The following is a 25,202-nucleotide window of genomic DNA, read 5'->3' on the forward strand; positions in this document are numbered from 1 at the left end:
TGTCGTGCGGCTCGCGTTTTTTATCGCAGGACTCTTCCTACGCGTTGCGTCGCAAAGCCCCCGGCGACGCGCCAAACTCACGCAGCATCGCGGCAGCAAAGGCGCTTTGCGAGGTGTAGCCGACGCGATCGGCGATGTCGCCGATGGGCAACGGCGTTTGGCGCAGCAGGTCCAAGGCCATGTGCAGGCGCCGACTGCGGACGTAGTCCATCGGCGTTTGTCCGCATTCGGCGATGAAGCGGGCATGCAAGCGTGCCACCGACAGGTCGGCGATGCGCGCCAGGTCCGCCACCTGCAGCGGGTGCGCAAGGTGGCGCTCGATGTGCGCATTGAACGCCGCGTACGGCAGACGCCGTGCCGAAAGGGGTTGGGCCTGGGGATGATTGAGACTGGCCAATAACAGCACGGCGCCTTGCTGGACGATCAGCGGGTCATCCACCGGGCTGTGCGCCAGCCATTGCACCAACTGGCTCTGCCGCGTATCCAGGGCCAGCCGCGCCGGTTGGTCGAGCAAGCGGCGGCTGGCGTCGGCATGTTCGCCCAGCGATTGCAGCAACCAATGCTCGGTGGGCACATCCAGCACCAGGCAGCGGCTGCCATCGCGGCTGCCGCACGCATGGTGGGCGGAGAAGGGCAGCACCATCACGCTGCTTTCGCGGACCTGGCTGCCACGCCCATCGACTTCCAGGTCCAGGTGACCGGACAGGCCGAACACCAACTGCGCATGATCATGGCTGTGGGCGAGGGGCGCTTCGAGGTAATGGCGCAGGGTGAGGGCGGGTCCCATAGTGGTCTCCATGCTGGCAAGCCGGCAGTCTACAACGCTTTGCGGCCGGCAGGCGCTGTCATCAGACTGACGCACAGTTGTCATGGGCTATTAATCGCCAGGGCGCAAGCTCGCGAAAACACCGTCGAGGGATGCCCATGACCAGTGCCGAGTTCACCAAGCCCAGCCGCAAGCAACGGGTGCGTACCCTGTGGATTTCCGATGTGCACCTGGGCACGCGGGATTGCCAGGCTGAGCATCTGTCGCAGTTCCTCAAGGGCTATCACGCCGACAAGGTCTACCTGGTGGGCGATATCATCGACGGTTGGAAACTGCGTGGCGGCATGTATTGGCCCCAGGCTCACACCAACGTGATCCGTCGCCTGCTGACCATGGCCAAGCGCGGCACCGAGGTGATCTACGTCACCGGTAACCACGACGAATTCCTGCGCCGTTATTCCAAGCTGATCCTGGGCAATATCCAACTGGTGGACGAAGCCATTCATGTGACTGCCGATGGCCGCCATCTGTTGGTGATCCACGGCGACCAGTTCGACGTGATCACCCGCTATCACCGCTGGCTGGCATTCCTCGGCGATTCGGCCTACGAATTCACCCTCACGCTCAACCGCTGGCTGAACCATTGGCGGGCGCGCTATGGCTACGGCTATTGGTCGCTGTCGGCGTACCTCAAGCACAAGGTCAAGACGGCGGTGAATTTCATCAGTGATTTCGAAGAAGCCATCGCCCACGAAGTGACCAAGCGCGAGCTGCACGGGGTGGTCTGCGGGCATATTCATCATGCGGAGATCCGCAAGGTGGGCGAGGTGGACTACCTCAACTGCGGGGATTGGGTGGAGTCGTGCACGGCATTGATCGAGCACTGGGATGGGAGTATCGAGTTGTATCGGTTGGCGGATGCGCAGGCCAGGGAAGCGCAGCTCAAGGCCGAAATGGTCGCGGGCTGAAGTTGCACACAAGTCAGATGTGGGAGGGGCAAGCCCTCTCCCACATTCATTCCGGGTTTCGTCAGCGGGAAACGTCGGCGATGGCTTCGGCCAGCAGCGTCAACCGCGTCGCATCAATCCCGGCCACATTCGCCCGGCCAGAACTCACCATATACACGCTGTGTTTCTCCCGCAGTTGTGTAACCTGCCCGGCACTCAGGCCGGTATAGGAAAACATCCCACGCTGTGCGCCAATGTGCGCAAACCGCTCCGACAGACCATGGGGTGCCAACGCCTCCACCAGCCCGGAACGCAGGTGCGCGATCCTCGAGCGCATGGCCTCGACCTCGTCGCTCCACTGCTTTTTCAGCTCGGCATCACCCAGGATCGTCGCCACCACCGCCGCACCATGGTCTGGCGGCGTCGACCACAGGTTGCGCGCCGTGTTCGCCAGTTGGCTGCGCACATCCGTCAGCTTCTCGGCATCCGCTGCGCACACGATCAGCGCGCCGACACGGTCGCTGTACAGGCCGAAGTTTTTCGAGCAGGAGCTGGTGACCAGCACTTCCGGCAACTCGGCCGCGAACAGTCGCACCGCCCAGGCATCCTGCTCCAGGCCATCGCCAAAGCCCTGGTAGGCGAAGTCGATCAGCGGCAGCAGTTGGCGCTCGCGCACGATCTGCAGCACCTGGCGCCAGTCATCCTGGGACAGGTCAAAACCGGTCGGGTTGTGGCAGCAGGCGTGCAGCAGCACGACATCGCCCTGGGGCACGCTGGACAAAGTGGCGAGCATCGCCGCCACGTCCAGGCGATTGTCGGCACCCACGTAGGGGTAATGACTGACCTGGAGGCCGGCCTTGGCGAAGATGGTTTCGTGGATCGGCCAGGTCGGGTTGCTCAGCCACACGCCACGGCCCGGTAGGTTGTGCGCAATAAAGTCGGCGCTCAAACGCAGGGCACCGGTGCCGCCTGGGGTCTGGGTGGCGCCGGCACGACGGTCGCGCAGCAGCGGGGAGTCGGCGCCGAGCACCAGTTCGCTGATCAGCTTGCCAAATGCGGCATTGCCGTGGCCGCCGATGTAGGTCTTGGTGGTTTGCGTGTCAACCAGGCGCTGCTCGGCCAGTTTCACCGAGTGCGGAATCGGCGTCAGGCCCTGGTCGTCCTTGTAGACGCCCACGCCCAGGTCGAACTTGTTCGGGTTGGCGTCCTGGGCGTACAGGTCCATCAGCCCGAGGATCGGGTCGCCGGGTACGCGGCCAATGGCATCGAAGTGCATTACTTGCGGCCCTCGGCGTCCTTGGCCACTTCGTCGGTGCGGGCGGCCATGATGAAATCGTTGCGGTGCAGGCCCTTGATGGAGTGGCTCCACCAGGTCACGGTGACCTTGCCCCACTCGGTGAGCAGGCCAGGGTGATGGCCTTCGGCTTCGGAGATTTCACCCATGGCGTTGGTGAACGCCAGGGCGAACTTGAAGTTCTTGAACAGGAAAACCTTTTCCAGTTGCATCACGCCGTCGCGGACTTCGATGTTCCAGTCAGGGATCTGCTTGAGCAGTACCGGCAGTTCTTCATCGCTGACTTGCGGGGCATCGGCGCGGCAGGCTTCGCAATGGGCTTGGTTCAAGGTGGTCATGATGGTGTCCTGAATTCGAGTGTTTGAAGATCAGTAGCGTCACCCTAAAGCAACGCGCGGCCAGGGAACAGACTCACCTGGCCTGAAGATGTAAGGTTCAAGCCGCTTTGGGTTTCGGTGGAAACTTCGGCGCGTGCAGACCCAACTGCATACCGCGTTCGACCATGCCCATGATGTCTTCCTGCGCCACTTCGAACAGGCGCTTCAGATTGGGCAACACGAAATACAACGGTTGCAGGATGTCGATGCGGTACGGCGTGCGCATGGCTTCCAGCGGGTCGAACACCTGGTGTTCGGGCTCGGACGACAGGCTGTACACGGTCTCCTTGGGCGATGACAGAATGCCGCCGCCGTAGATGCGCCGACCTGCGGGCGTGTCCACCAGGCCGAATTCGATGGTCATCCAGTACAGGCGCGCCAGATACACCCGTTGCTCCTTGGTGGCCGCCAGGCCGAGCTTGCCGTAGGTGTGGGTGAATTCGGCGAACCAGGGGTTGGTCAGCAGCGGGCAGTGGCCGAAAATCTCGTGGAAAATATCCGGCTCTTGCAGGTAGTCCAGTTCTTCGCGGGTACGAATAAAGGTCGCCACTGGAAACTGTTTGCTGGCGAGCAATTCGAAGAAGGTCTGGAAGGGTATCAGCGCCGGCACACGGGCGACCTGCCAGCCGGTAGTCTCGGCCAGCACCTTGTTGATTTCACCCAGTTGCGGGATGCGATCGTGTGGCAGGCCGAGCTTGTCAATGCCGTCCAGGTATTCCTGGCAGGCGCGACCCTCGATCACCTTCAACTGGCGAGTGATCAGGGTGTTCCACACCGCGTGTTCTTCCGGCGGGTAGTGGATAAAACCTTGCGCGTCGGGCTCGCGGGCCACGTACTGCGTCTGCTTCATACGGCTCTCCTGCTAGGCATTCGTTCTTGTTATGTCCTGCGATGAGCCTATTGATAACCCGGGCGAGGCCGGATTCCATCTGTTTAAAACGCCTTGGCGTAGGAAAACTTACCATTTTCCGTAAAGTATTCGTTACGCTTGTGGGGCTGGCCGTTGCATTGGGCTGGGAAAGTCACTCCGCCTGTCACATAATCTTGACGACTATCTGCGCCCAGCGACAAAAAGACGCGGCGCTTCCCCACTTTTCGGGCCTCTTCATGCGTATCAAAGTGCACTGCCAGAACCGCATTGGCATCCTGCGGGACATCCTCAACCTGCTGGTGGAATACGGCGTCAACGTCGCCAAGGGCGAGGTCGGTGGGGAACATGGCAACGCCATTTACCTGTACTGCCCGAACCTGGTGAACATGCAGTTTCAGGCCTTGTGCCCGCAATTCGAGGCGATTGCCGGGGTGTTTGGCGTCAAAAGAGTCGGGCTGATGCCCAGCGAGCGCCGGCATATGGAACTCAATGCACTGCTGGGCGCCCTGGAGTTTCCGGTGTTGTCCATCGACATGGGCGGCTCCATCGTCGCCGCCAACCGCGCGGCGGCGCAGTTGCTCGGGGTACGGGTGGATGAAGTGCCGGGCATTCCGTTGTCGCGCTATGCCGAGGACTTCGACTTGCCGGAGCTGGTGCGCGCGAGCAAGTCGCGGATCAACGGCCTGCGGGTCAAGGTCAAGGGCGACGTGTTCCTGGCGGACATCGCGCCGCTGCAATCCTCCGAGCATGACGACAGCGAGGCCATGGCCGGTGCTGTATTGACCCTGCACCGCGCCGACCGCGTCGGTGAGCGCATCTACAACGTGCGCAAGCAGGAACTGCGCGGCTTCGACAGCATCTTCCAGAGTTCCAAAGTCATGGCCGCGGTGGTGCGCGAAGCCCGGCGCATGGCGCCACTGGACGCGCCGCTATTAATAGAAGGCGAAACCGGCACCGGCAAGGAACTGCTGGCGCGGGCCTGTCACCTGGCCAGCCCGCGTGGGCAATCGCCGTTGATGGCGCTCAACTGCGCCGGCCTGCCTGAGTCGATGGCCGAAACCGAGTTGTTCGGCTACGGCCCTGGCGCGTTTGAGGGCGCGCGGGCCGAAGGCAAGCTCGGCCTGCTGGAGCTGACGGCGGGCGGTACGTTGTTTCTCGACGGTGTAGGGGAAATGAGCGCGCGCTTGCAGGTGAAACTGCTGCGCTTTTTGCAGGACGGTTGCTTTCGTCGCGTCGGCAGCGATGAAGAGGTGTACCTCGATGTGCGGGTGATCTGCGCCACCCAAGTGGATTTGTCCGAGCTGTGCGCCCGTGGCGAATTTCGCCAGGACCTCTATCACCGCCTCAATGTGCTGTCCCTGCATATCCCGCCGTTGCGCGAATGCCTGGACGGCCTGGCGCCGCTGGTCGAGCACTTTCTCGACCAGGCCAGCCGACAGATCGGTTGCCCGCTGCCCAGGTTGGCGCCCGCCGCAATGGAGCGCCTCAGTCATTACCACTGGCCAGGCAATGTGCGGCAGTTGGAAAACGTGCTGTTCCAGGCGGTGTCGTTGTGCGACGGCGGGACGGTCAAGGTCGAGCACATCCGGTTGCCGGACTATGGCGTGCGTCAGCCGCTTGGCGATTTTTCGCTGGAGGGTGGCCTGGAAGAAATTGTCGGGCGGTTCGAGAAGGCGGTGCTGGAAGCCTTGTACGCCGAGCATCCCAGCAGTCGGCAGATGGGCAAGCGCCTGGGGGTGTCGCACACCACCATCGCCAATAAGCTGCGCGACTACGAAATCCTCAAGACCGACAAATAACCCAATGTGGGAGGGAAGTTGCCCCCTCCCACATTTGATCTTTGTCCTTTTCAAGGACGGGGCTTGCCGCAGGCGGCAGTAGTCCGCCGTTTTTTCGACTCGCGCTCAATGCGGAATTCACCCCACCTCACGGCAAACCCCCGCCCCGCCTGCACTTCTCGCTATTTTCAAAAGTTGGTTCGCAAATTGCTTAAGCCTCATCAGTACAGCGGTGGGCGGCAAGCGTCCGTCAGAAAGAGGAAGAAGCGTGGACAAGTACCTTTATGTGGCAATGACCGGCGCCAGCCAGAATGCTCTGGCGCAGAAGGCCCATGCCAACAACCTGGCGAACATTTCCACCAATGGTTTCCAACGTGACCTGGAGCAGGCGCGTTCGATGCCGGTGTTCGGTGACAGCTTTCCGGCGCGGGCGTTTGCCATGACCGAGCGTCCGGCCACCGACTTCACCCCTGGCGCCATGATCGAGACCGGCCGTGACCTGGACGTGGCCGTCAACGGTGACGGCTGGATGGCCGTGCAGACGCCTGATGGCAGCGAAGCCTACGTGCGCAGCGCCAGCATGAACGTCGATGCGTTGGGCGTGCTGCGCGCTGGCAACGGCATGCCGATCATGGGCAACGGTGGCCCGATTGCCGTGCCGCCCCAGCAGAAAATCGAAGTGGGTGCCGACGGCACCATCAGCATCCGCGCCATGGGCGAAGGCCCGCGGGTGATGGCCGAAGTGGACCGCATCAAGCTGGTCCAGCCGGACCTGAAGAACATGAATAAAGGCCTCGACGGCACCATCCACACCAAGGATGGCCAGCCGGCCCAGGCCGACGCGAACGTCAAGCTGACCTCGGGCTTCCTGCAGGCGAGCAACGTCAATGCCGTGGAAGAGATGACTGCGGTGCTGGCGCTTTCCAAGCAGTTCGAGCTGCACATCAAGATGATGAACAGCGCTAAAGAAGACGATCAGGCCATGACACGCGTCATGCAGATGAGCTGATCCAACACACTAATTTTGCGGCGCAGCGCCAACAAACAGGCGCACGAAGGAGAACAGCATGCTTCCGGCTCTATGGGTTGCCAAAACAGGTCTGTCCGCCCAGGACACCAACCTGACCACCATTTCCAACAACCTGGCCAACGTGTCGACCACGGGTTTCAAACGTGACCGTGCCGAGTTCCAGGACTTGCTCTATCAGATCAAGAAGCAGCCAGGCGCCCAGTCGACCCAGGACAGCGAACTGCCGTCCGGCCTGCAATTGGGTACCGGTGTGCAGATCGTCGGCACCCAGAAGAACTTCAGCGCCGGTAACCTGCAGCAGACCGGCCAGCCGCTGGACATGGCCATCAACGGCCGTGGTTTCTTCCAGATCCTGCAACCGGACGGCACTACTTCCTACACCCGTGACGGTACTTTCCACCTGGACTCCAACGGCCAGATCGTGACCGCCAACGGTTTCGCCCTGGAGCCGGCCGTGATCGTTCCAGCCGACGCCAAGACCTTCACCGTCGGTAACGACGGTACCGTGTCGATCACCGTGGCCGGCAACCCCGCGTCGCAAGTGATCGGCAACCTGCAGACCGCCGACTTCATCAACCCGGCCGGCCTGCAGGCCATGGGCAACAACCTGTTCCTGGAAACCGCCTCCAGCGGCGCGCCGCAAATCGGCACCCCTGGCCTGAACGGTTTCGGCACCACGCTGCAAAGCACCCTGGAAACCTCCAACGTGAGCACCGTTGAGGAGATGGTCAACATGATCACCACCCAACGCGCCTACGAGATGAACTCCAAGGTGATCTCCACCGCCGACCAGATGCTTTCGTTCGTAACGCAGAATCTGTAATCAAGTCTATGGGGCGCTCTTGAGGGCGCCTGCAACACCGTGAGGTAAGGGTCATGAATCGCTATGTTTCTGTTCTGGCATTGAGTGGGATTGCCGTGCTCGCGGGCTGTGTCGCCCCGACGCCAAAACCCAATGACCCGTACTACGCGCCGGTGTTGCCACGCACACCGTTGCCGGCGGCGGCCAACAATGGCTCGATCTACCAGGCCGGTTTCGAACAGAACCTGTACAGCGACCGCAAGGCGTTCCGGGTCGGTGACATCATCACCATTACCCTGAACGAGAAGACCCAGGCCAGCAAGAACGCCAACTCCCAGGTGGGCAAGACCAGCAAGACCGGTATCGGCCTGACCTCGTTGTTCGGTGCCGTGCCGAACACCAACAACCCGCTGGGCGATGGCGACCTGAGCCTGAGCGCCGGCTACAGCGGTGATCGTGCCACCAACGGCAAGAGTTCGGCGGGGCAGGGCAACAGCCTGACCGGTTCGATCACCGTTACCGTGGCCGATGTGCTGCCCAACGGCATCATCGCCGTGCGCGGTGAAAAGTGGATGACCCTCAACACCGGTGACGAGCTGGTGCGCATTGCCGGCATGGTCCGTGCCGATGACATCTCCACCGACAACACTGTGCCGTCCACACGGATTGCCGATGCACGCATTACCTACTCGGGTACGGGTTCGTTTGCTGATGCAAGCCAGCCGGGCTGGTTCGACCGTTTCTTCCTTAGCCCGCTGTTCCCTTTCTAGGTGGCCACTTTGAACTTCAAACAGCTGATGGCGGCCGCACTCCTGCTTTCCTTGAGCGCTGTCGCCCAGGCCGAGCGCCTGAAGGACATCGCCAGCATCTCCGGCGTGCGTTCCAACCAGTTGATCGGCTACGGCCTGGTGGTGGGGCTCAACGGTACGGGTGACCAGACCACCCAGACCCCGTTCACCCTGCAGACCTTCAACAACATGCTCTCGCAGTTCGGCATCAAGGTGCCGGCGGGGTCGGGCAACGTGCAGCTGAAAAACGTCGCGGCAGTGTCGATCAGCGCCGACCTGCCGGCGTTCTCCAAACCGGGCCAGGTGGTGGACATCACCGTGTCGTCCATTGGTAACTCGAAAAGCCTGCGCGGCGGCACCTTGCTGATGACGCCGCTCAAGGGTATCGACGGCAACGTCTACGCCATCGCCCAGGGCAACCTGGTGGTAGGCGGGTTTGACGCCGAAGGTCGCGACGGTTCGAAGATCACCGTCAACGTGCCGTCGGCCGGGCGTATCCCGGGCGGCGCCACGGTTGAACGTACCGTGCCAAGTGGTTTCAACCAGGGCAACAGCCTGACCCTGAACCTCAACCGTTCCGACTTCACCACCGCCAAGCGCGTGGTCGACAAGATCAACGACATGCTCGGCCCGGGCGTGGCCCAGGCCATCGACGGCGGCTCGATCCGTGTGACGGCGCCGCTGGACCCGAGCCAGCGCGTCGACTACCTGTCGATCCTGGAAAACCTTGAAGTCGACCCTGGCCAGGCCGTGGCCAAAGTCATCATCAACTCGCGCACCGGCACCATCGTGATCGGCCAGAACGTCAAGGTCTCGCCTGCGGCCGTGACCCACGGCAGCCTGACCGTGACCATCACCGAAGACCCGATCGTCAGCCAGCCTGGGCCGTTGTCCAACGGCCAGACGGCGGTGGTGCCGCGTTCGCGGGTGAATGCCCAGCAAGAAGCCAAGCCGATGTTCAAGTTCGGTCCTGGCACCACCCTGGACGAGATTGTCCGCGCGGTGAACCAGGTGGGCGCAGCGCCCGGCGACTTGATGGCGATCCTCGAAGCATTGAAACAGGCCGGCGCCTTGCAAGCCGACCTGATCGTGATCTGAGGCCATGGTCATGGATATGCGCAAGAGCGGGATCAGCAGCACGGCGGATTCGGGGTCTTACTCCGACCTGAACCGGCTTAACCAGCTCAAGGTCGGTGCCGACAAGAACAGCGAAGGCAACATGCGCAAGGTCGCGCAGGAGTTCGAATCGCTGTTCTTGAGCGAGATGCTCAAGTCCATGCGTTCGGCTACCGAGGCGCTGGGTAAAGACAACCCGATGAACACGCCGGCCGCCAAGCAGTACCAGGAAATGTACGACCAGCAGTTGGCCGTCTCGATGTCCCGCGAGGGCGGTGGTATCGGCCTGGCCGACGTGCTGATGCGCCAGATGCAGAAGAACAAGCCGGTGGAGGCCCAGGCCGCCACCTTGCAAGGTCCGGCGGCTGCCGAGCCTGCGAAGAAGGTCGACGTGCCGACGGAAATCGCGGCAGGCACCCAGGCCGAAGGGCCGCTGGGCCGCTCCAATGGCCAGCGTCCGTTGTGGGCGTACCGCGTGGCTGAGCCGCAGGCCGGCGCTGCGGCGTCCCACAGCAATGACATGGAGCTGATGAACCAGCGTCGCATCGCCTTGCCGAGCAAGCTGACCGATCGCCTGCTGGCCGGCATCGTGCCCAACGCGCCCGTTGCTATCGATGCCAAAAGCGCGCCGCTGCGTAACAGCGTGGCCGACGACAACGTGATCAACAGCAGCGCGCGCACCTTCGCCGTGCCGAGCGGGCGCATGCAGGTGTACGGTCGCGCCGTGGCCCAGCCACCCTTGGCGCCGGCGAAGAAGGCCTTCAGTTCGCAGGATGAATTTGTCGCCACCATGTTGCCGATGGCCAAGGCCGCCGCGGCGCGCATCGGTGTCGATCCGAAATACCTGGTGGCCCAGGCTGCCCTGGAAACCGGTTGGGGTAAATCGGTGATGCGCGCCGAAGACGGTAGCAGCAGCCACAACCTGTTCGGCATCAAGGCCGGCCAGAGTTGGCAGGGCGGCCAGGCACGTGCGATCACCAGCGAGTTCCGGGATGGGGCGATGGTCAAGGAAACGGCGCAGTTCCGTTCCTACGCCTCATACCAGGACAGCTTCCACGACCTGGTGACCTTGCTGCAAAGCAATGATCGCTATAAAGAAGTCATCAAATCGGCCGACAACCCGGAACAGTTTGTCCGCGAGTTGCAAAAAGCCGGTTACGCCACCGACCCGGCCTATGCCAGCAAGATTTCGCAGATCGCCAAAACGATGGACAGTTACCAGAATTACGCTGCCGCTGGCGCAACCACACATTTATAAGGTCTGAACCATGAGTTTGCTCAGTATCGGGATGTCAGGGCTCAATGCCTCTCAAGGATCGCTGTCGGTCTTGAGTAATAACATTGCCAACGCCAATACTCCGGGTTATTCGCGTCAGCAGACCACCCAGAACGCCAGTGCGGCCAACCAGTACGGTGGTGTGTACATCGGCAGCGGTACCACCCTGGCCGATGTGCGCCGGGTGTATAACGAGTTCCTCGACGCGGCCTACCAGAACAGCACCTCGCTCAACAGCGATGCCAAGGCTTACCTCGACCAGGTCAGCGCTGTCGACAAGACCCTGTCGGACAAGACCACCGGTATGTCGGCTGTGCTCAGTGAGTTCTTCTCGGCCGTGCAGACTGCCTCGGGCAACCCGAGCGATGTCTCGGCCCGCCAGGTGTTGATCACCAAGGCGCAGACGCTGAGCAATCGCTTCAACTCGATCTCTACACAGTTGGGCCAGCAGAAAGAAACCATCAACAGCCAGCTGTCGTCGATGAGCGACCAGGTCAACAAGCTGACGTCGTCCATTGCCTCGCTCAACAAGCAGATCGCCCAGGTGCAGGGTTCGTCGAACACGGCCCCGGCCAACCTGTTGGACGCGCGTGCCGAAGCCGTGCGTTCGCTGAACGAATTGGTCGGCGTGACCGCCACCGAGAAGAATGGCATCTTCAGCGTCAGCACCGGTTCCGGCCAGTCGCTGGTATTGGGTGACCAGTTCAACACCATCTCCGCCGTACCGAGCAAGAACGACACCAGCCAGTTCACCATCCAGCTCAACGTGGGCGGCGGTGAGTCGCTCGATCTGGGCAACGTGCTCAGCGGCGGTAGCATCGGCGGTCTGTTGCGTTATCGCAGCGATGTCCTGATGCCTGCCATCAATGACCTGGGGCGCATCGCCATCGCCACCGCAGACACCATCAACAACCAGTTGGGCCAGGGCCTGGACCTCAACGGCCAGTTCGGCAGCTCGCTGTTCAAGGACATCAACAGCGCCGCGGCCATTGCCCAGCGCAGCCAGGCTTCGGGTGGCAACAGCGCGGGTTCCGGCAACCTGAACGTGTCGATCAAGGACAGCAGCAAGCTGACCAATTTCGATTACAAGGTCACCTTCAACGACAGCGCCAACCCGAACAACGTCACCGTGGTGCGTTCCGATGGCAAGGCCATGGGGACCTTTGACGTCACCGCCACGCCACCGGCCGTGATCGATGGTTTCACGTTGGCGCTCGACGGCAAGGGGCCGATGGCTACCGGGGACAGCTTCAAGGTCAGCCCGACCGCCAATGGTGCCAAGGACATTGGCACCGTGATGACGGATCCGAACAAGATCGCTTTTGCCGCGCCACTATCCGGGCAGGCCAGTAAGACCAACGAAGGTACCGGCACGTTTACCCCGCCGACCCTGACGGTGCCTTTGGATATCCAGGGCGGCGCCGCCACTGCCCAGTTGCGCACGGGGATTGAACATTCGATGCCGGTGAAGATGGTATTCGGCAAGCCGGCAGCCGACGGCACCCAGCCGTATACACTCAATGATGCCCAGGGCAACCCGATCGGCACCGGCAGCATTGTTCCGGGGCAGGGCAACAAGGTCACGATCAACGTGCCGATGCGCGATGCCAACGGTGCCCTGGTGGTGCCGGCCAAGAGCTTCAGTTTCGACACCACGGTGGGCGGTTCGCCGGCCAACGGCGACAGCACGACGTTCTCGTTCAATGCCTCCGGCAAGTCCGACAACCGCAACGCCCTTGAGCTGCTCGGCCTGCAAACCAAGGCGACCATCGGCACGGCCGCCGATGGCACCGGTGGCACCAGCCTCGTAGGGGCCAATAGCAAGTTGGTATCTACCGTCGGCGCGAAAGCGGCGGCTGCCGGTACGGACAGCACGGCGACGAACGCATTGCTGACCGCCAACAAGAATGCGCGCAACTCGGTGTCCCAGGTCAACCTGGACGAAGAGGCGGGCGACATGATCAAGTTCCAGCAGTACTACACGGCATCGTCGCAGATCATCAAGGCTGCGCAAGAAACCTTCAGCACATTGATCAATAGTCTTTAAGGGAGCCTGGGACGATGCGTATTTCTACACAGCAGTATTTCGAGACCAGTTCCGCCAAGTATTCGGATAACTATTCGGGTGTGGTGAAGGCCCAGGACCAGGCCAGCTCCGGCGTGCGTGTACAGACCGCCGCGGATGATCCTGTGGCGGCGGCGCGGTTGTTGATGCTGCAGCAGCAGAAAGACATGGTGGCCCAGTCCACTGGCAACATCACCAGCTTGAAAAACTCGCTGACTAACGAAGAGAGTGTTTTAGGTGCGATCAGTGAAGCCATGCAGCGGGCCACGGAGCTGGCACTCAAGGCCGGTGGTGTCGGCAGTGATGCCGATCGTCGCTCGATTGCCAGTGAGGTCGGTGCGATTGAAGATCAGGTCCTGGGCCTGCTCAACAGCAAGGACTCGGCCGGCAACTACTTGTTTTCCGGCTCCAAGACCCAGACGCCGCCGTATGCGCGCAACAACGATGGCACCTACAGCTACCAGGGGGATGAAACCCCGCTGAGCCTGCAGATTTCCAATACGCTGAATGTCAGCGCGGGTGATACCGGCAAGACCATCCTTGAAGGCGCGGCCAACGCCGGTCGCACCCAGGCCCCCTGGGTTGCGCCGAACCCGCAGACCGTGCCGCCTACGGTCAATGACCACAAGGTGGCGCTTTCGGCCGGGCTGGTGACATCGAGCGGCGACTACGCCAACAAATTCGCCGACGGCCAGCCTTACAAGCTGACCTTTACCAGCAGCACGCAATACAAGGTGTCTGACAAGAACGGCAATGACGTGACTTCCGAGATACCGGGCAATGGTACGTTCGACGCCACCAAGGAAGGCAGCACCAGCGTTGCACTGCGGGGGGTGAAGTTCGATATCACCATGAACCTCGGGGACGTGGCGCCGGGCGCCAACTCCGATGCGTTGGTCAAGGACCGTACCTTCAGCCTGGAGGCCAAGCCGGACACGTTCAGCGTCTCGCGTACGCCGAGCAATCTATCGAGCGCACAGCTGACCGGCGCCCAGGTTACCAATCAGGCGGACTATGCCAGCACGTTCCCGTCCAACAGCGGGGCGATCATCAAGTTCACCAGCGCGACGGCCTATGAGGTGTATGCCCAGCCCTATTCGAGCGCCAGCAAGGCGATCGCCACCGGCGATACCGGCGGCGGTACCACGGTGACGGCGGCCGGCGTGACGTTTGACGTGAGCAGCGGCCCGCCACAGCCAGGCGATCAGTTCTCTGTGGGTGCCAATACCCAGAAGACCCAGAATGCGCTGGATACCCTGGGCCAGTTGCGCAAGGCGCTGGAGGCGCCGGCCGACGGCAACCCGGCAGCGACGGTCAAGCTCAAGGATGCCATGAACTCGGCCATCGCCAACCTGGCCAATTCGATGTCCCAGATCGTCAATGTGCGGGGTTCCGTCGGGGCGCGGCAGAATGCCTTGGAGATCCAGGCCAGTGAGAACTCAAGCATCAGCATTGCCACGACCAGCACGATGAGTGATCTGGCCAACATCGACATGGGTGAAGCGGCCATCAACCTGGCGCTGCAGCAAACCATGCTGCAAGCCTCCCAGCTGGCCTTCGTGAAAATCTCGCAGTTGAGCCTGTTCAACAAGATGTAAGTGGCTTCACGTCAAGCGGCCCGCCCTGGAAACACGGCGGGCCGTTGTCGTTTCTGGGGTTTAATTGTTTGAAGGTTTTGCATAAAGCACACACAATTGAGTGACCTGTGAGTCATAAAGCGCATCTTCACTGTATCGTGTGAAAAGGATAAGTCGTCACAGGGTCCTTACGTGGCGGCTTTCAGCGAGATTTTTATGGGGTTATCCCCTTTATTGTCAGCACTCCGGGCGTAGTCCCAGGGGTGTTCTCCAGCTATTTAGTATTGGGAAGCCACAATGATTGGCATAAAAAGCATCGCCAGTTACGTGCCGGCAGACGGGATCGATAACTACGCCCAGGGTGCCAAATTCGCCAAGGATGAAGAATTCATCATTGGCAAGATCGGGTCGGCGTTCCTGCCGCGCAAGGAAGCCGCGCAGGAAACTTCCGATCTGTGTGTCGAGGCGGTCAACGCTTTGTTTGCCAACAACCCGGATTTGAAGCGCGAGTCGATCGACGCGCTGATCGTCGTCACCCAGAACGGTGATGAAGAGGGCTTGCCCCACACGGCGGCCATCGTCCAGGACAAGCTCGGCCTGCCGACCCACGTCGCGGCCTTTGATATCTCCCTGGGTTGTTCCGGTTACGTCTACGGCATCTATGCGATGAAGGGCTTCATGGAAGCCGCCGGCTTGAAAAACGGCCTGCTGGTCACCGCTGACCCGTATTCCAAGATCGTCGACCCGGAAGACCGCAACACCACCATGCTGTTCGGCGATGCCGCTACGGCTACCTGGATGGGCGAAGACGCGCCGTGGTTGCTCGGCAAGTCCAAGTTCGGCACCGACGGTTCCGGCGCCCCGCACCTGAAGGTCAGCGATGGCGTGTTCTTCATGAACGGCCGCCAAGTGTTCAACTTCGCCTTGCTCAAGGTACCGGCGCATTTGCATGAGCTGCTCGATGAGTCGGACCTCAAGGCCGACGACATCGATGCGTTCTGCATTCACCAGGGCAGTGCGGCGATTGTCGACGCCGTGGCGCGTCGTTTTGAAGATGCGCCGGTGGACAAGTTCATCAAGGACATGGTCGAGACCGGCAACACGGTGTCGTCGAGCATTCCGCTGCTGCTGGAAAAGCATGTGATGGACGCCACCTGGAAGCGCGTGGCCATCAGCGGTTTTGGTGTGGGCCTGTCGTGGGGCTCGGCGATTCTCTATCGCCCGTGACACCTTGAACCGGTAGCACAAAAAAAACGCCGATACTCGAAAGAGCATCGGCGTTTTTTATTTGGCGCCAGAAAACCCAATGAAATCGGGCTTTTTTGCCTGCGTAAGCCCTTGAATTGCAAGGAGTGGCACGACGCCAGCAAAAAAATCGAAAAAAATCCTCAAGCAACCGGCTACCACGACGATAACTATTACGTAGGTTCTCAGGCCACACCCGGCGGTTGCCAGGGCCGGAAGCCGCAGTATCCATCCAACGAGGATTTCGTCATGGCTTTAACAGTAAACACCAACATTGCTTCGATCACTACTCAGGGCAACCTGAACAAAGCTGGCGGCGCCCTGGCCACTTCCATGCAGCGCCTGTCTTCCGGCCTGCGTATCAACAGCGCTAAAGACGACGCCGCCGGCCTGGGTATCGCCAGCCGTATGACCAGCCAGATCAACGGCCTGGGTCAAGCTGTAAAGAACGCCAACGATGGTATCTCCATCGCGCAGACCGCTGAAGGCGCAATGCAGGCTTCGACCGACATTCTGCAAAAAATGCGTACCCTGGCTCTGTCCTCGGCTACCGGCTCCCTGAGCTCCGACGACCGTAAGTCGAACAACGACGAATACCAGGCTCTGACTTCGGAACTGACCCGTATCGCCCAAACCACTACTTTCGGTGGCCAGAAGCTGCTGGACGGTTCGTACGGTACCAAGTCGATCCAGGTTGGCGCCAACGCTAACGAAACCATCAACCTGTCCCTGGATAACGTTGCTGCCAACAATATCGGTTCGCAGCAGGTGAAGAGCATCGGCATCACTCCAGGTGCTGGTGTAGCTGGCGGCGCAATCGCAGTGACCGGTAACGGCCAGACTAGCAGCGTCACTGTTGCTGCTGCTGCTTCCGCTAAAACCATCGCTGCCCAGCTGAACGGCGCCGTCGGTGGCCTGAGCGCTACCGCCAGCACTGAAGCTCAGTTCGTAGTCGGCGCCGGTGCTGCTACCGCTCCAGCTTCGTTCACCATGACCGTTGGCGGCCAAGCCACCACGTTCGTTGGCGTAAAAGACACTGCCAGCCTGGCTGACCAACTGAAGTCGAACTCCGCCAAACTGGGTATCAGCGTTAACTACGACGAGTCCAAAGGCACTCTGTCGGTTAAATCCGACACCGGTGAAAACCTGGCCTTCAGCGCTTCGACCGCTGCCGGCACCATCACTGTTGCCACCAAAGACGGTTCGGGCGCTTACGGTACTGCTACCGCCCTGGCTGACGGCATCATCGCTACCGGTGCAGTGAACCTGGACTCCGCCAAGGGTTACTCCCTGGAAGGCGCTGGTGTGACCGGTGTCTTCGGTGCCGCTACTTCGGCTGCTTCGACCAAGACCTCCGTATCGCAAACTGACGTGACTGACGCCACCAAGGCCCAGAACGCTGTGTCCGTGATCGACCAGGCTATCGCTACCATCTCCAGCTCCCGTTCGGGCCTGGGTGCGGTACAGAACCGTCTGACCAGCACTGTGGACAACCTGTCCAACATCCAGAAAAACAGCACCGCTGCTCGTTCCACCATCCAGGACGTCGACTTCGCTTCCGAAGCCGCTGAACTGACCAAGCAGCAAACCCTGCAGTCGGCTTCCACTGCGATCCTGTCGCAGGCTAACCAACTGCCATCCGCTGTACTGAAGCTGCTTCAGTAATAGCGACGCGTGGTGAATGACGGAAGGGCGCGTTTACGTGCCCTTTCGTCTTTTCCAATCAGAGGAGATTGGGCATGGACATGAGTGTAAAACTGAACTTGTCTTATCCGCCGCTGGCCCCTCAAGGCACTCCGGCACCTGTGGTTGCGGATAAAGACAAGACTAAGGTTGAAGCGGCCGCGCCAACCGCAGGCAAGTCCCAAAAGGACAGCCTGGAAAAAGCGGTCACCGATATTAAAGAATTCGTACAAGCGGCCCAGCGCAACCTGGACTTTTCCATTGACGATTCTACCCATAGGGTCGTAGTCAAGGTCATTGCCACCGACACCGGTGAAGTGATCCGACAGATTCCTTCGGAAACGGCCTTGAAACTGGCACAGAGTCTGGCCAGCGCCAGTCATGTGTTGTTTGACGACAAGGCGTGAACTGGCATGAAACTTGTTGCTGTCACCGCTTGAAGCGCTAGTCGTCAAGATAACGGCAGCCACCGGAACAGGAGAAAGATGATGGCGGGTACAACGATTACCGGCGTGGGGTCGGGTTTCGACACTCAGGCGATTGTGAAATCCCTGGTGGATGCCGAGCGAGCGCCTAAGCAGGCTCAGATCAACATCCAGTCGCAAAAGGCAACCACCCAGCTGTCGTCGATCGGCAAGATCCAGGCAGCCCTGGATGCCTTCCGGGGTGCGCTGGCCAACATGGGCACCGATAACAGCTTCAGTGGCTTGACCGGTACGTCTTCGGACGAAAAGGTCGCCACCATGACGGCCAACCAGGGTGCGGCGAGCGGTAGCTTCTCGCTGGTCGTCAACCAGTTGGCGACGCCGTCGAAGCTGTCGACCAAGAGCTTCGCCAGCGGCCAGTCGACGGTCGTGAACAGTGGCACCACCCCAACGACGCTGACGATCAGCCAGTCTGGCAAGAACTTCGACCTGAAGGTGCCGGCCGGCGCGACCCTGCAACAGGTGCGTGACTCGATCAACTCGCAGTTCGGCACCGCAGGCCTGAGTGCCAACATCCTCACCGACTCCAATGGTTCGCGTCTTATCCTGACCTCCACCAACTCCGGTGTTGGTTCCGATCTGACGATGTCGGGCAACTCGGGGATTGATACCGGTTACACAGTGGTCAGCGAGCCGAAGAACGCCAAGTACACCATTGACGGTATTGCTGCAGAGTCCAAGACCAACAGCATCACGGATGCAGTGAGTGGTGTGAGCATCAAGTTGCTCTCTGTGTCGCCCTTGACCACGCCTTCGGATACCGCGTCTACGGCTCGCAATGCTTTGACCATTTCCGTCAGCACCAGCACCACCGCCCTCAAGTCCGGGGTCAAAGGCTTCGTCGACACCTACAACGCCCTGCTCAAGGCAATGAACGCCGAGACCAAGGTGACCAAGGATGCCGCCGGTAACTCCGTCGCCGCCACTTTGACCGGTGACTCGACCATGCGCACCTTGCAGGCGGCGATCCGCAACGAGTTCAACGCATTGTCCGGCAACGGCACCTTGAAATCCCTGGCCCAGTTCGGTGTTACCACCGACCAGGACACCGGCGCGCTGAGCATTGATGCCAAACAGTGGGACAAAGCCGTACTGACAAACGCCGCCGACATCAACAGTATCTTCAGCGGCAAGACCGGCCTGCTCGCGCGCCTGACGGCGGCGACCGATGGCTATGCCAAGGCCACCACCGGGATCCTGGCCACGCGTTCAACGTCGTTGTCCGACAGCCTTAAAGACCTCAACAAGCAGCAAGTTGCGTTGGATGAACGCCTCACCACCATGCAAGACTCCTTGACCCGCAAGTACACCGCCATGGATACGCTGGTGGCGCAACTGCGCCAGCAGAGCAACAGTATCCTCGGTACGCTAAATGCCATCAGCAAATCACAAAGCAGTGATAGCTGATTGAATGCGGATTGAAAAAGCCCGGGTCCATTGACCTGGGCTTTGTTCTTCATAAGGCCGACGGGTTAAAGTTTTTTGCGATCCAGTCGACATAATGGTTACTGCAACCCATCTCGCTGTTGCCTGTCACGAGGTAGAAAAATGAATCCCATGAGAGCCCTTCGCCAATACCAGAAGGTCAATTCCCATGCCCAGATCTCCGAAGCCAGCCCGCACCGCCTGGTGCAAATGCTGATGGAGGGTGGGCTCGACCGTATGGCGCAGGCCAAAGGTGCGTTGGCACGTGGTGATATCGCCGCGAAGGGCCTGATGCTGGGCAAGGCCGCCGACATCCTCATCGGGCTTCGTGATGGCCTGAGCGCGGAAAAAAGCGACAACAAGGAATACGTTCAGCAACTGGAAGGTCTGTACGTGTACATGACCAACCGTTTGATGGAGGCCAATCTGCACAACGACGCCGACATGATTGACGAAGTCGCCCGTTTGCTGATTACCGTGAAAGAAGGCTGGGATGCCATCGGCGCGCCACAAGGCGCTGCACAATAAGGCCAAGCGGCCTTGAGGAACACGTCATGAGCCAAGCATTGCAACGCATTGATGAAACCCGTGAGGCGCTGATGGGCGCGCTGGCGGACCGCAACTGGGACGCCATCGGCGAGCTGGACCTGGGCTGTCGTCATGTCATCGACGAGGTGCTCAGCGAAGCGCCGGTAGACGAGGATGCGTTGCGCGAAAAGCTTGAGGGGCTGCTGGCGGTTTACCAGCAATTGCTCGAGGTGACGACGGGCGAGCGGCAGGCGATTTTCGAGGAGATGTCGCAGATCAACCAAGCGAAAAATGCGTCAAAGGTTTACCATCTGTTCGGCTGAAGAGCCGCAGTTGGTCCGATGGGCGCGTCATATATTTGACTGTGCCAGCATTTTTGACTTAACTAGTGCTGTTTTCAGATTTCAGACGTCTAGTAAGGTACAAAGTCTTACAGGCGTCTCGATTGCCCTCACTTCGGGGCAGGAAGTTTTACTAGGGAAGTTGCTATTGCATGTGGCGTGAAACCAAAATTCTGCTGATTGATGACGATAGCGTCCGCCGCCGCGATTTAGCGGTGATTTTGAATTTTCTTGGCGAAGAAAATTTGCCCTGCGGCAGCCATGACTGGCAGCAGGCGGTCAGCTCATTGTCATCGAGCCGTGAAGTCATTTGTGTGCTGATCGGGACGGTAAATGCTCCTGGCGCTGTTTTGGGCTTGTTAAAGACACTGTCAACCTGGGATGAGTTCCTTCCCGTGTTGCTGATGGGCGATATTTCTTCTGTCGAACTGCCAGAAGACCAGCGCCGCCGGGTGCTTTCCACCCTTGAAATGCCGCCCAGCTACAGCAAATTGCTCGACTCCCTGCACCGTGCCCAGGTCTATCGCGAGATGTACGACCAGGCCCGCGAGCGCGGTCGCCATCGCGAACCCAACCTGTTCCGCAGCCTGGTCGGCACCAGCCGCGCCATCCAGCACGTGCGCCAGATGATGCAGCAAGTGGCCGATACCGACGCCAGCGTGTTGATCCTCGGCGAGTCGGGCACCGGCAAGGAAGTGGTTGCGCGCAACCTGCACTATCACTCCAAGCGCCGCGACGGGCCCTTTGTGCCGGTCAACTGCGGGGCGATTCCGGCAGAGCTGCTTGAAAGCGAATTGTTCGGCCACGAGAAGGGCGCCTTTACCGGGGCGATCACCAGCCGTGCCGGGCGTTTCGAGCTGGCCAACGGCGGCACCCTGTTCCTCGACGAGATCGGCGACATGCCGCTGCCGATGCAGGTCAAGCTGCTGCGCGTGTTGCAGGAGCGTACCTTCGAGCGCGTGGGCAGCAACAAGACCCAGAGCGTTGACGTGCGCATCATCGCGGCCACCCACAAGAACCTCGAAAGCATGATCGAGGTCGGCAGCTTCCGCGAAGACCTGTACTACCGCCTCAACGTATTCCCGATCGAGATGGCCCCGCTGCGCGAGCGCGTGGAGGACATCCCGTTGCTGATGAACGAACTGATCTCGCGCATGGAGCACGAAAAGCGCGGTTCGATCCGTTTCAATTCCGCCGCAATCATGTCCCTGTGCCGCCACGGCTGGCCGGGCAACGTGCGCGAGCTGGCCAACCTGGTGGAGCGCATGGCGATCATGCACCCCTACGGTGTGATCGGCGTGGTCGAGCTGCCGAAGAAATTCCGCTACGTCGACGACGAAGACGAGCAACTGGTCGACAGCCTGCGCAGCGACCTGGAGGAGCGGGTGGCCATCAACGGTCATGCCCCGGACTTCGGCTCTACCGCCATGCTGCCGCCCGAAGGCCTGGACTTGAAGGACTACCTCGGCAACCTGGAGCAAGGCCTGATCCAGCAGGCTCTGGACGACGCCAACGGCATCGTCGCCCGTGCCGCCGAGCGCCTGCGCATTCGTCGAACCACCCTGGTGGAGAAGATGCGCAAGTACGGCATGAGCCGCAAAGAAGGTGACGAACAGGCGGATGATTGACGCCTGTTTTTTAAATCACTGAAACTTCAGTGGTTTTTTTTCGGCACGGGTATTGCTACAGCCCTCGCAACGTTCCGTTTAACTGACGGTCAGCCAAGCGAGAGAGCATGATGCCCCACGCCGCCCAACATTCTTCCAGTCCTGCCCTTGCAGGCCTGGTTCCCTCTGTAGAACAGCAAAGCCGCCAGGGCCTGGAGCAGGCGTTTTCGCTGTTCAACCAGATGTCCAGCCAATTGACCGATTCCTACAGTCTGCTCGAAGCCCGTGTTTCGGAGCTCAAGGGCGAGTTGGCGGTGGTCAGTGCCCAGCGCATGGAAGAGTTGGCCGAGAAGGAGCGCCTGGCCAACCGCCTGCAAAACCTGCTGTCGCTGTTGCCCGGTGGCGTGATCGTCATCGACGAAGAAGGTCGCGTGCGTGAAGCCAACCCGGCGGCCTGTGACATGCTTGGCCTGCCTCTGGAAGGCGAGCTGTGGCGTCACGTAATCACCCGCTGCTTTGCGCCGCGTGAAGACGATGGCCATGAAATTTCGCTCAAGGACGGTCGCCGCTTGTCCATCGCCACGCGCGCCCTGGACGCGGAGCCGGGCCAGTTGGTGCTGCTCAACGACCTGACTGAAACCCGTCACCTGCAAGATCAATTGGCGCGCCACGAACGTTTGTCCTCGCTGGGGCGCATGGTCGCTTCTCTGGCACATCAGATCCGCACGCCGTTGTCGGCGGCGTTGATCTACGCCAGTCATTTGACTGATGAACAACTGCCTGCGGCCACCCATCAGCGTTTTGCCGGGCGCCTCAAGGAGCGCCTGCATGAGTTGGAGCACCAGGTGCGCGACATGCTGGTGTTTGCCCGTGGTGAATTGCCGCTGACCGACCGCATCACACCTACCGAGTTGATGCAGGCGCTGCAAGCGGCGGCCGCCACCCACATTCAAGACGTGCAAGTGCGTTGGCAGTGCGACAGCCATCTCGGCGAGCTGCTGTGCAACCGCGACACCCTTGTCGGTTCGCTGCTCAACCTGATCGAAAACGCTACCCAGGCCAGCGGCCCTGGTGCGCGGCTCAAGGTGCACCTGTACAGCCGCGAACAAACCCTGCGCCTGTGCATCAGCGACAGCGGCAGCGGTATTGAGCCTGCCGTATTGCAGCGCCTGGGCGAACCTTTTTTCACCACCAAGACCAACGGTACGGGCCTGGGCCTGACCGTGGTCAAGGCAGTGGCGCGTGCCCATCAGGGAGAATTGCAGCTGCATTCCCGTGTCGGGCGTGGCACCTGTGCATTGATGACCTTGCCGCTGTTTTCATGCGCGGCAAGCACGGAGTAAACGGTTATGGCTATCAAGGTTCTGTTGGTGGAAGACGATCGCGCGCTGCGTGAAGCATTGGCCGACACGCTGCTGTTGGCGGGCCATGACTACCGGGCGGTCGGTTCTGCCGAGGACGCCTTGGAGGCAGTGGAGCAAGAGTCCTTCAGCCTGGTGGTGAGCGACGTGAACATGCCGGGCATGGACGGCCACCAGTTGCTCGGTGTGCTGCGCGCGCGTCAGCCACAGTTGCCGGTGTTGCTGATGACCGCCCACGGCGCTGTGGAACGTGCAGTCGACGCGATGCGCCAGGGTGCGGCGGATTACCTGGTCAAACCGTTCGAACCCAAAGCCTTGATCGAACTGGTCGCACGGCATGCCCTGGGCGTGATCCCGGCCAGCGACGGCGAAGGTCCGATTGCCTTCGAACCGGCCAGCGCACAATTGCTGGAGCTGGCTGCCCGCGTGGCGCGCAGTGATTCCACCGTGCTGATTTCCGGCGAGTCCGGCACCGGCAAGGAGGTGCTGGCCCGCTACATCCACCAGCAATCGACCCGCGCCAAGCAGCCGTTTATCGCAATCAACTGCGCGGCGATCCCCGACAACATGCTCGAAGCCACGCTGTTCGGCCACGAAAAAGGCTCGTTCACCGGCGCTATTGCGGCTCAGGCGGGCAAGTTCGAGCAGGCGGATGGCGGCACGATTTTGCTCGATGAAATTTCGGAAATGCCCCTGGGCCTGCAAGCCAAGTTGCTGCGGGTGCTGCAAGAGCGTGAAGTAGAGCGCGTTGGCGCACGCAAGCCGATCCAGCTGGATATCCGCGTGGTCGCCACCACCAACCGTGACCTGGCGGGCGAAGTGGCGGCGGGGCGCTTCCGTGAAGACTTGTTCTACCGTCTCTCGGTCTTTCCCCTGGCCTGGCGCCCGTTGCGCGAGCGCCCGGCGGACATCATTCCACTGGCCGAGCGCCTGCTGGGCAACCACGTCAAAAAAATGAAGCATGCCCAGGCACGCCTGTCGGCCGAGGCCCAGGCTTGCCTGGTCGCCTATCCGTGGCCGGGAAACGTCCGGGAACTGGACAACGCCATCCAGCGTGCGTTGATCCTGCAGCAGGGCGGCCTGATCCAGCCCCAGGATTTCTGCCTGGCCATGGGCAGCGGGGTTGCGCCGCTGCCGACCCTGGCGCCTGCGCCCGTGGTGGTCGAAACCGAAACCGCCGGTGCGTTGGGCGACGACCTGCGTCGCCGCGAATTCCAGATGATCATCGACACCCTGCGCGCCGAGCGCGGCCGCCGCAAAGAGGCCGCCGAGCGCCTGGGGATCAGCCCGCGGACCTTGCGCTACAAGCTGGCGCAGATGCGTGACGCCGGCATGGACGTCGAGGCATATCTGTTCGCCACATAATCGGTAACAAGGCGGACAAGGTTTGTCGCCTTTTCTTACGAGTTGAACCAGAGCTGGCACCCTTGTTGCTACTTCACCTAGTAATTGCGGCGTAGCGTCAAAAAACATGCGGGTTGTCGGAGAGAGAAGTTCATGAGCCAGGGTATTGAGTTCAATCGGTTGATGTTGGATATGCGCTCCATGCAAATGGATGCCATGGCTCAACCGAAATCCGTCGCGCCTGCGCCGGAATTGGGCCAAAGCAGCTTCGCCGACATGCTCGGCCAGGCCATCAACAAAGTCAGTGATACCCAGCAAGCCTCCAGCCAATTGGCCAACGCGTTCGAGATCGGCAAAAGCGGCGTGGACCTCACCGATGTGATGGTCGCCTCGCAGAAGGCCAGCGTGTCGTTCCAGGCGTTGACCCAGGTGCGTAACAAGCTGGTTCAGGCTTACCAAGACATCATGCAGATGCCGGTTTAAGGACGAGATTTAA

The 25,202-nt window shown here is 60.8% G+C and carries 23 protein-coding genes; 19 read left to right on the forward strand and 4 right to left on the reverse strand.

From position 1 onward, the window contains the following. Window positions 1-37: 37 nt before the first annotated feature. Entirely contained in the window at window positions 38-787 is a 750-nt protein-coding gene (locus tag BMX59_RS13570; protein ID WP_093122287.1) for a helix-turn-helix transcriptional regulator, read from the reverse strand. A 137-nt stretch (window positions 788-924) separates the two neighbouring features. Between BMX59_RS13570 and BMX59_RS13575 the strand changes: the two genes are divergently transcribed. Further along, window positions 925-1,734, forward strand: coding sequence for a UDP-2,3-diacylglucosamine diphosphatase (locus BMX59_RS13575; protein ID WP_071491296.1), 810 nt, complete (start codon window positions 925-927; stop codon window positions 1,732-1,734). Between the two features lie 61 nt (window positions 1,735-1,795). Here BMX59_RS13575 and BMX59_RS13580 read toward each other — a convergent pair whose 3' ends face one another. The 3 genes from BMX59_RS13580 to phhA form a co-directional block, all read right to left on the reverse strand. Then, window positions 1,796-2,989, reverse strand: a complete 1,194-nt coding sequence (locus tag BMX59_RS13580; protein WP_093122292.1) for an amino acid aminotransferase — start codon at window positions 2,987-2,989, stop codon at window positions 1,796-1,798. Beyond that, window positions 2,989-3,345, reverse strand: coding sequence for a 4a-hydroxytetrahydrobiopterin dehydratase (locus BMX59_RS13585; protein ID WP_010208721.1), 357 nt, complete (start codon window positions 3,343-3,345; stop codon window positions 2,989-2,991). Before BMX59_RS13585 ends, BMX59_RS13580 begins: the two co-directional genes overlap by 1 nt. Window positions 3,346-3,442: 97 nt before the next feature. Continuing rightward, entirely contained in the window at window positions 3,443-4,234 is a 792-nt protein-coding gene (gene phhA / locus BMX59_RS13590; RefSeq protein WP_092243009.1) for a phenylalanine 4-monooxygenase, read from the reverse strand. A gap of 257 nt (window positions 4,235-4,491) precedes the next feature. Between phhA and BMX59_RS13595 the strand changes: the two genes are divergently transcribed. The 18 genes from BMX59_RS13595 to fliE all read left to right on the forward strand — a co-directional run bounded on the left by BMX59_RS13595 (window position 4,492) and on the right by fliE (window position 25,189). Next, window positions 4,492-6,054 carry a sigma-54-dependent transcriptional regulator gene (locus BMX59_RS13595; protein WP_093122298.1) on the forward strand — a complete coding sequence of 521 codons (1,563 nt, stop codon included), beginning with the start codon at window positions 4,492-4,494 and terminating at the stop codon, window positions 6,052-6,054. 247 nt (window positions 6,055-6,301) lie between these two features. After that, entirely contained in the window at window positions 6,302-7,042 is a 741-nt protein-coding gene (locus BMX59_RS13600; RefSeq protein WP_058424922.1) for a flagellar basal body rod protein FlgF, read from the forward strand. Window positions 7,043-7,100: 58 nt separating this feature from the next. Then, window positions 7,101-7,886, forward strand: coding sequence for a flagellar basal-body rod protein FlgG (flgG, locus tag BMX59_RS13605; RefSeq protein WP_025855853.1), 786 nt, complete (start codon window positions 7,101-7,103; stop codon window positions 7,884-7,886). 53 nt (window positions 7,887-7,939) lie between these two features. Next, a complete protein-coding gene (gene flgH, locus BMX59_RS13610) occupies window positions 7,940-8,635 on the forward strand; it encodes a flagellar basal body L-ring protein FlgH (protein ID WP_015885208.1) in 696 nt (231 codons plus the stop codon). 27 nt (window positions 8,636-8,662) lie between these two features. Further along, complete coding sequence (locus BMX59_RS13615; protein ID WP_033901075.1) at window positions 8,663-9,751, forward strand: flagellar basal body P-ring protein FlgI; 1,089 nt, start codon at window positions 8,663-8,665, stop codon at window positions 9,749-9,751. 4 nt (window positions 9,752-9,755) lie between these two features. Then, window positions 9,756-11,027: a flagellar assembly peptidoglycan hydrolase FlgJ gene (flgJ, locus tag BMX59_RS13620; protein ID WP_093122301.1), complete on the forward strand. Its 1,272-nt coding sequence runs from the start codon at window positions 9,756-9,758 to the stop codon at window positions 11,025-11,027. A gap of 10 nt (window positions 11,028-11,037) precedes the next feature. Further along, on the forward strand, window positions 11,038-13,092 hold the full coding sequence (gene flgK, locus BMX59_RS13625) for a flagellar hook-associated protein FlgK (RefSeq protein WP_092243015.1): 2,055 nt from the start codon (window positions 11,038-11,040) through the stop codon (window positions 13,090-13,092). 14 nt (window positions 13,093-13,106) lie between these two features. Next, window positions 13,107-14,708, forward strand: coding sequence for a flagellar hook-associated protein 3 (locus BMX59_RS13630; protein ID WP_092243017.1), 1,602 nt, complete (start codon window positions 13,107-13,109; stop codon window positions 14,706-14,708). A 276-nt stretch (window positions 14,709-14,984) separates the two neighbouring features. Continuing rightward, the gene (locus tag BMX59_RS13635) at window positions 14,985-15,914 is read left to right on the forward strand and encodes a ketoacyl-ACP synthase III (protein WP_058424918.1); all 930 of its coding nucleotides are present in this window, start codon (window positions 14,985-14,987) and stop codon (window positions 15,912-15,914) included. A gap of 267 nt (window positions 15,915-16,181) precedes the next feature. Further along, window positions 16,182-17,597 carry a flagellin N-terminal helical domain-containing protein gene (locus tag BMX59_RS13640; RefSeq protein ID WP_092243322.1) on the forward strand — a complete coding sequence of 472 codons (1,416 nt, stop codon included), beginning with the start codon at window positions 16,182-16,184 and terminating at the stop codon, window positions 17,595-17,597. A 74-nt stretch (window positions 17,598-17,671) separates the two neighbouring features. Next, window positions 17,672-18,022 (forward strand): flagellar protein FlaG, encoded by a 351-nt coding sequence (locus BMX59_RS13645; RefSeq protein WP_092243020.1) that lies wholly within the window; start codon window positions 17,672-17,674, stop codon window positions 18,020-18,022. Between the two features lie 81 nt (window positions 18,023-18,103). Further along, window positions 18,104-19,507 (forward strand): flagellar filament capping protein FliD, encoded by a 1,404-nt coding sequence (gene fliD, locus BMX59_RS13650; protein WP_093122305.1) that lies wholly within the window; start codon window positions 18,104-18,106, stop codon window positions 19,505-19,507. Between the two features lie 141 nt (window positions 19,508-19,648). After that, window positions 19,649-20,053, forward strand: a complete 405-nt coding sequence (fliS, locus tag BMX59_RS13655; protein WP_058424915.1) for a flagellar export chaperone FliS — start codon at window positions 19,649-19,651, stop codon at window positions 20,051-20,053. Window positions 20,054-20,079: 26 nt separating this feature from the next. Beyond that, window positions 20,080-20,376, forward strand: coding sequence for a flagellar protein FliT (locus BMX59_RS13660; protein WP_071491286.1), 297 nt, complete (start codon window positions 20,080-20,082; stop codon window positions 20,374-20,376). Between the two features lie 170 nt (window positions 20,377-20,546). Continuing rightward, window positions 20,547-22,022, forward strand: coding sequence for a sigma-54 dependent transcriptional regulator (locus tag BMX59_RS13665; protein ID WP_093122308.1), 1,476 nt, complete (start codon window positions 20,547-20,549; stop codon window positions 22,020-22,022). Between the two features lie 110 nt (window positions 22,023-22,132). Next, window positions 22,133-23,344 carry a sensor histidine kinase gene (locus tag BMX59_RS13670; protein WP_093122564.1) on the forward strand — a complete coding sequence of 404 codons (1,212 nt, stop codon included), beginning with the start codon at window positions 22,133-22,135 and terminating at the stop codon, window positions 23,342-23,344. 6 nt (window positions 23,345-23,350) lie between these two features. Beyond that, a complete protein-coding gene (locus BMX59_RS13675; RefSeq protein ID WP_092243024.1) occupies window positions 23,351-24,727 on the forward strand; it encodes a sigma-54-dependent transcriptional regulator in 1,377 nt (458 codons plus the stop codon). 132 nt (window positions 24,728-24,859) lie between these two features. Beyond that, the gene (gene fliE / locus BMX59_RS13680) at window positions 24,860-25,189 is read left to right on the forward strand and encodes a flagellar hook-basal body complex protein FliE (protein WP_015885194.1); all 330 of its coding nucleotides are present in this window, start codon (window positions 24,860-24,862) and stop codon (window positions 25,187-25,189) included. Window positions 25,190-25,202: the final 13 nt, after the last annotated feature.

The sequence above is a fragment of the Pseudomonas sp. NFR09 genome (genome assembly GCF_900111535.1).
GTDB lineage: Bacteria > Pseudomonadota > Gammaproteobacteria > Pseudomonadales > Pseudomonadaceae > Aquipseudomonas > Aquipseudomonas extremorientalis.

Excerpts from the sequence above, each read along its gene's own strand:
- BMX59_RS13570 (WP_093122287.1), bottom strand. The coding sequence starts at position 787 with ATGGGACCCGCCCTCACCCTGCGCCATTACCTCGAAGCGCCCCTCGCC.
- BMX59_RS13575 (WP_071491296.1), top strand. The coding sequence starts at position 925 with ATGACCAGTGCCGAGTTCACCAAGCCCAGCCGCAAGCAACGGGTGCGT.
- BMX59_RS13580 (WP_093122292.1), bottom strand. The coding sequence starts at position 2,989 with ATGCACTTCGATGCCATTGGCCGCGTACCCGGCGACCCGATCCTCGGG.
- BMX59_RS13585 (WP_010208721.1), bottom strand. The coding sequence starts at position 3,345 with ATGACCACCTTGAACCAAGCCCATTGCGAAGCCTGCCGCGCCGATGCC.
- phhA (WP_092243009.1), bottom strand. The coding sequence starts at position 4,234 with ATGAAGCAGACGCAGTACGTGGCCCGCGAGCCCGACGCGCAAGGTTTT.
- BMX59_RS13595 (WP_093122298.1), top strand. The coding sequence starts at position 4,492 with ATGCGTATCAAAGTGCACTGCCAGAACCGCATTGGCATCCTGCGGGAC.
- flgG (WP_025855853.1), top strand. The coding sequence starts at position 7,101 with ATGCTTCCGGCTCTATGGGTTGCCAAAACAGGTCTGTCCGCCCAGGAC.
- flgH (WP_015885208.1), top strand. The coding sequence starts at position 7,940 with ATGAATCGCTATGTTTCTGTTCTGGCATTGAGTGGGATTGCCGTGCTC.
- BMX59_RS13615 (WP_033901075.1), top strand. The coding sequence starts at position 8,663 with ATGGCGGCCGCACTCCTGCTTTCCTTGAGCGCTGTCGCCCAGGCCGAG.
- flgJ (WP_093122301.1), top strand. The coding sequence starts at position 9,756 with ATGGTCATGGATATGCGCAAGAGCGGGATCAGCAGCACGGCGGATTCG.
- flgK (WP_092243015.1), top strand. The coding sequence starts at position 11,038 with ATGAGTTTGCTCAGTATCGGGATGTCAGGGCTCAATGCCTCTCAAGGA.
- BMX59_RS13630 (WP_092243017.1), top strand. The coding sequence starts at position 13,107 with ATGCGTATTTCTACACAGCAGTATTTCGAGACCAGTTCCGCCAAGTAT.
- BMX59_RS13635 (WP_058424918.1), top strand. The coding sequence starts at position 14,985 with ATGATTGGCATAAAAAGCATCGCCAGTTACGTGCCGGCAGACGGGATC.
- BMX59_RS13640 (WP_092243322.1), top strand. The coding sequence starts at position 16,182 with ATGGCTTTAACAGTAAACACCAACATTGCTTCGATCACTACTCAGGGC.
- BMX59_RS13645 (WP_092243020.1), top strand. The coding sequence starts at position 17,672 with ATGGACATGAGTGTAAAACTGAACTTGTCTTATCCGCCGCTGGCCCCT.
- fliD (WP_093122305.1), top strand. The coding sequence starts at position 18,104 with ATGGCGGGTACAACGATTACCGGCGTGGGGTCGGGTTTCGACACTCAG.
- fliS (WP_058424915.1), top strand. The coding sequence starts at position 19,649 with ATGAATCCCATGAGAGCCCTTCGCCAATACCAGAAGGTCAATTCCCAT.
- BMX59_RS13660 (WP_071491286.1), top strand. The coding sequence starts at position 20,080 with ATGAGCCAAGCATTGCAACGCATTGATGAAACCCGTGAGGCGCTGATG.
- BMX59_RS13665 (WP_093122308.1), top strand. The coding sequence starts at position 20,547 with ATGTGGCGTGAAACCAAAATTCTGCTGATTGATGACGATAGCGTCCGC.
- BMX59_RS13670 (WP_093122564.1), top strand. The coding sequence starts at position 22,133 with ATGCCCCACGCCGCCCAACATTCTTCCAGTCCTGCCCTTGCAGGCCTG.
- BMX59_RS13675 (WP_092243024.1), top strand. The coding sequence starts at position 23,351 with ATGGCTATCAAGGTTCTGTTGGTGGAAGACGATCGCGCGCTGCGTGAA.
- fliE (WP_015885194.1), top strand. The coding sequence starts at position 24,860 with ATGAGCCAGGGTATTGAGTTCAATCGGTTGATGTTGGATATGCGCTCC.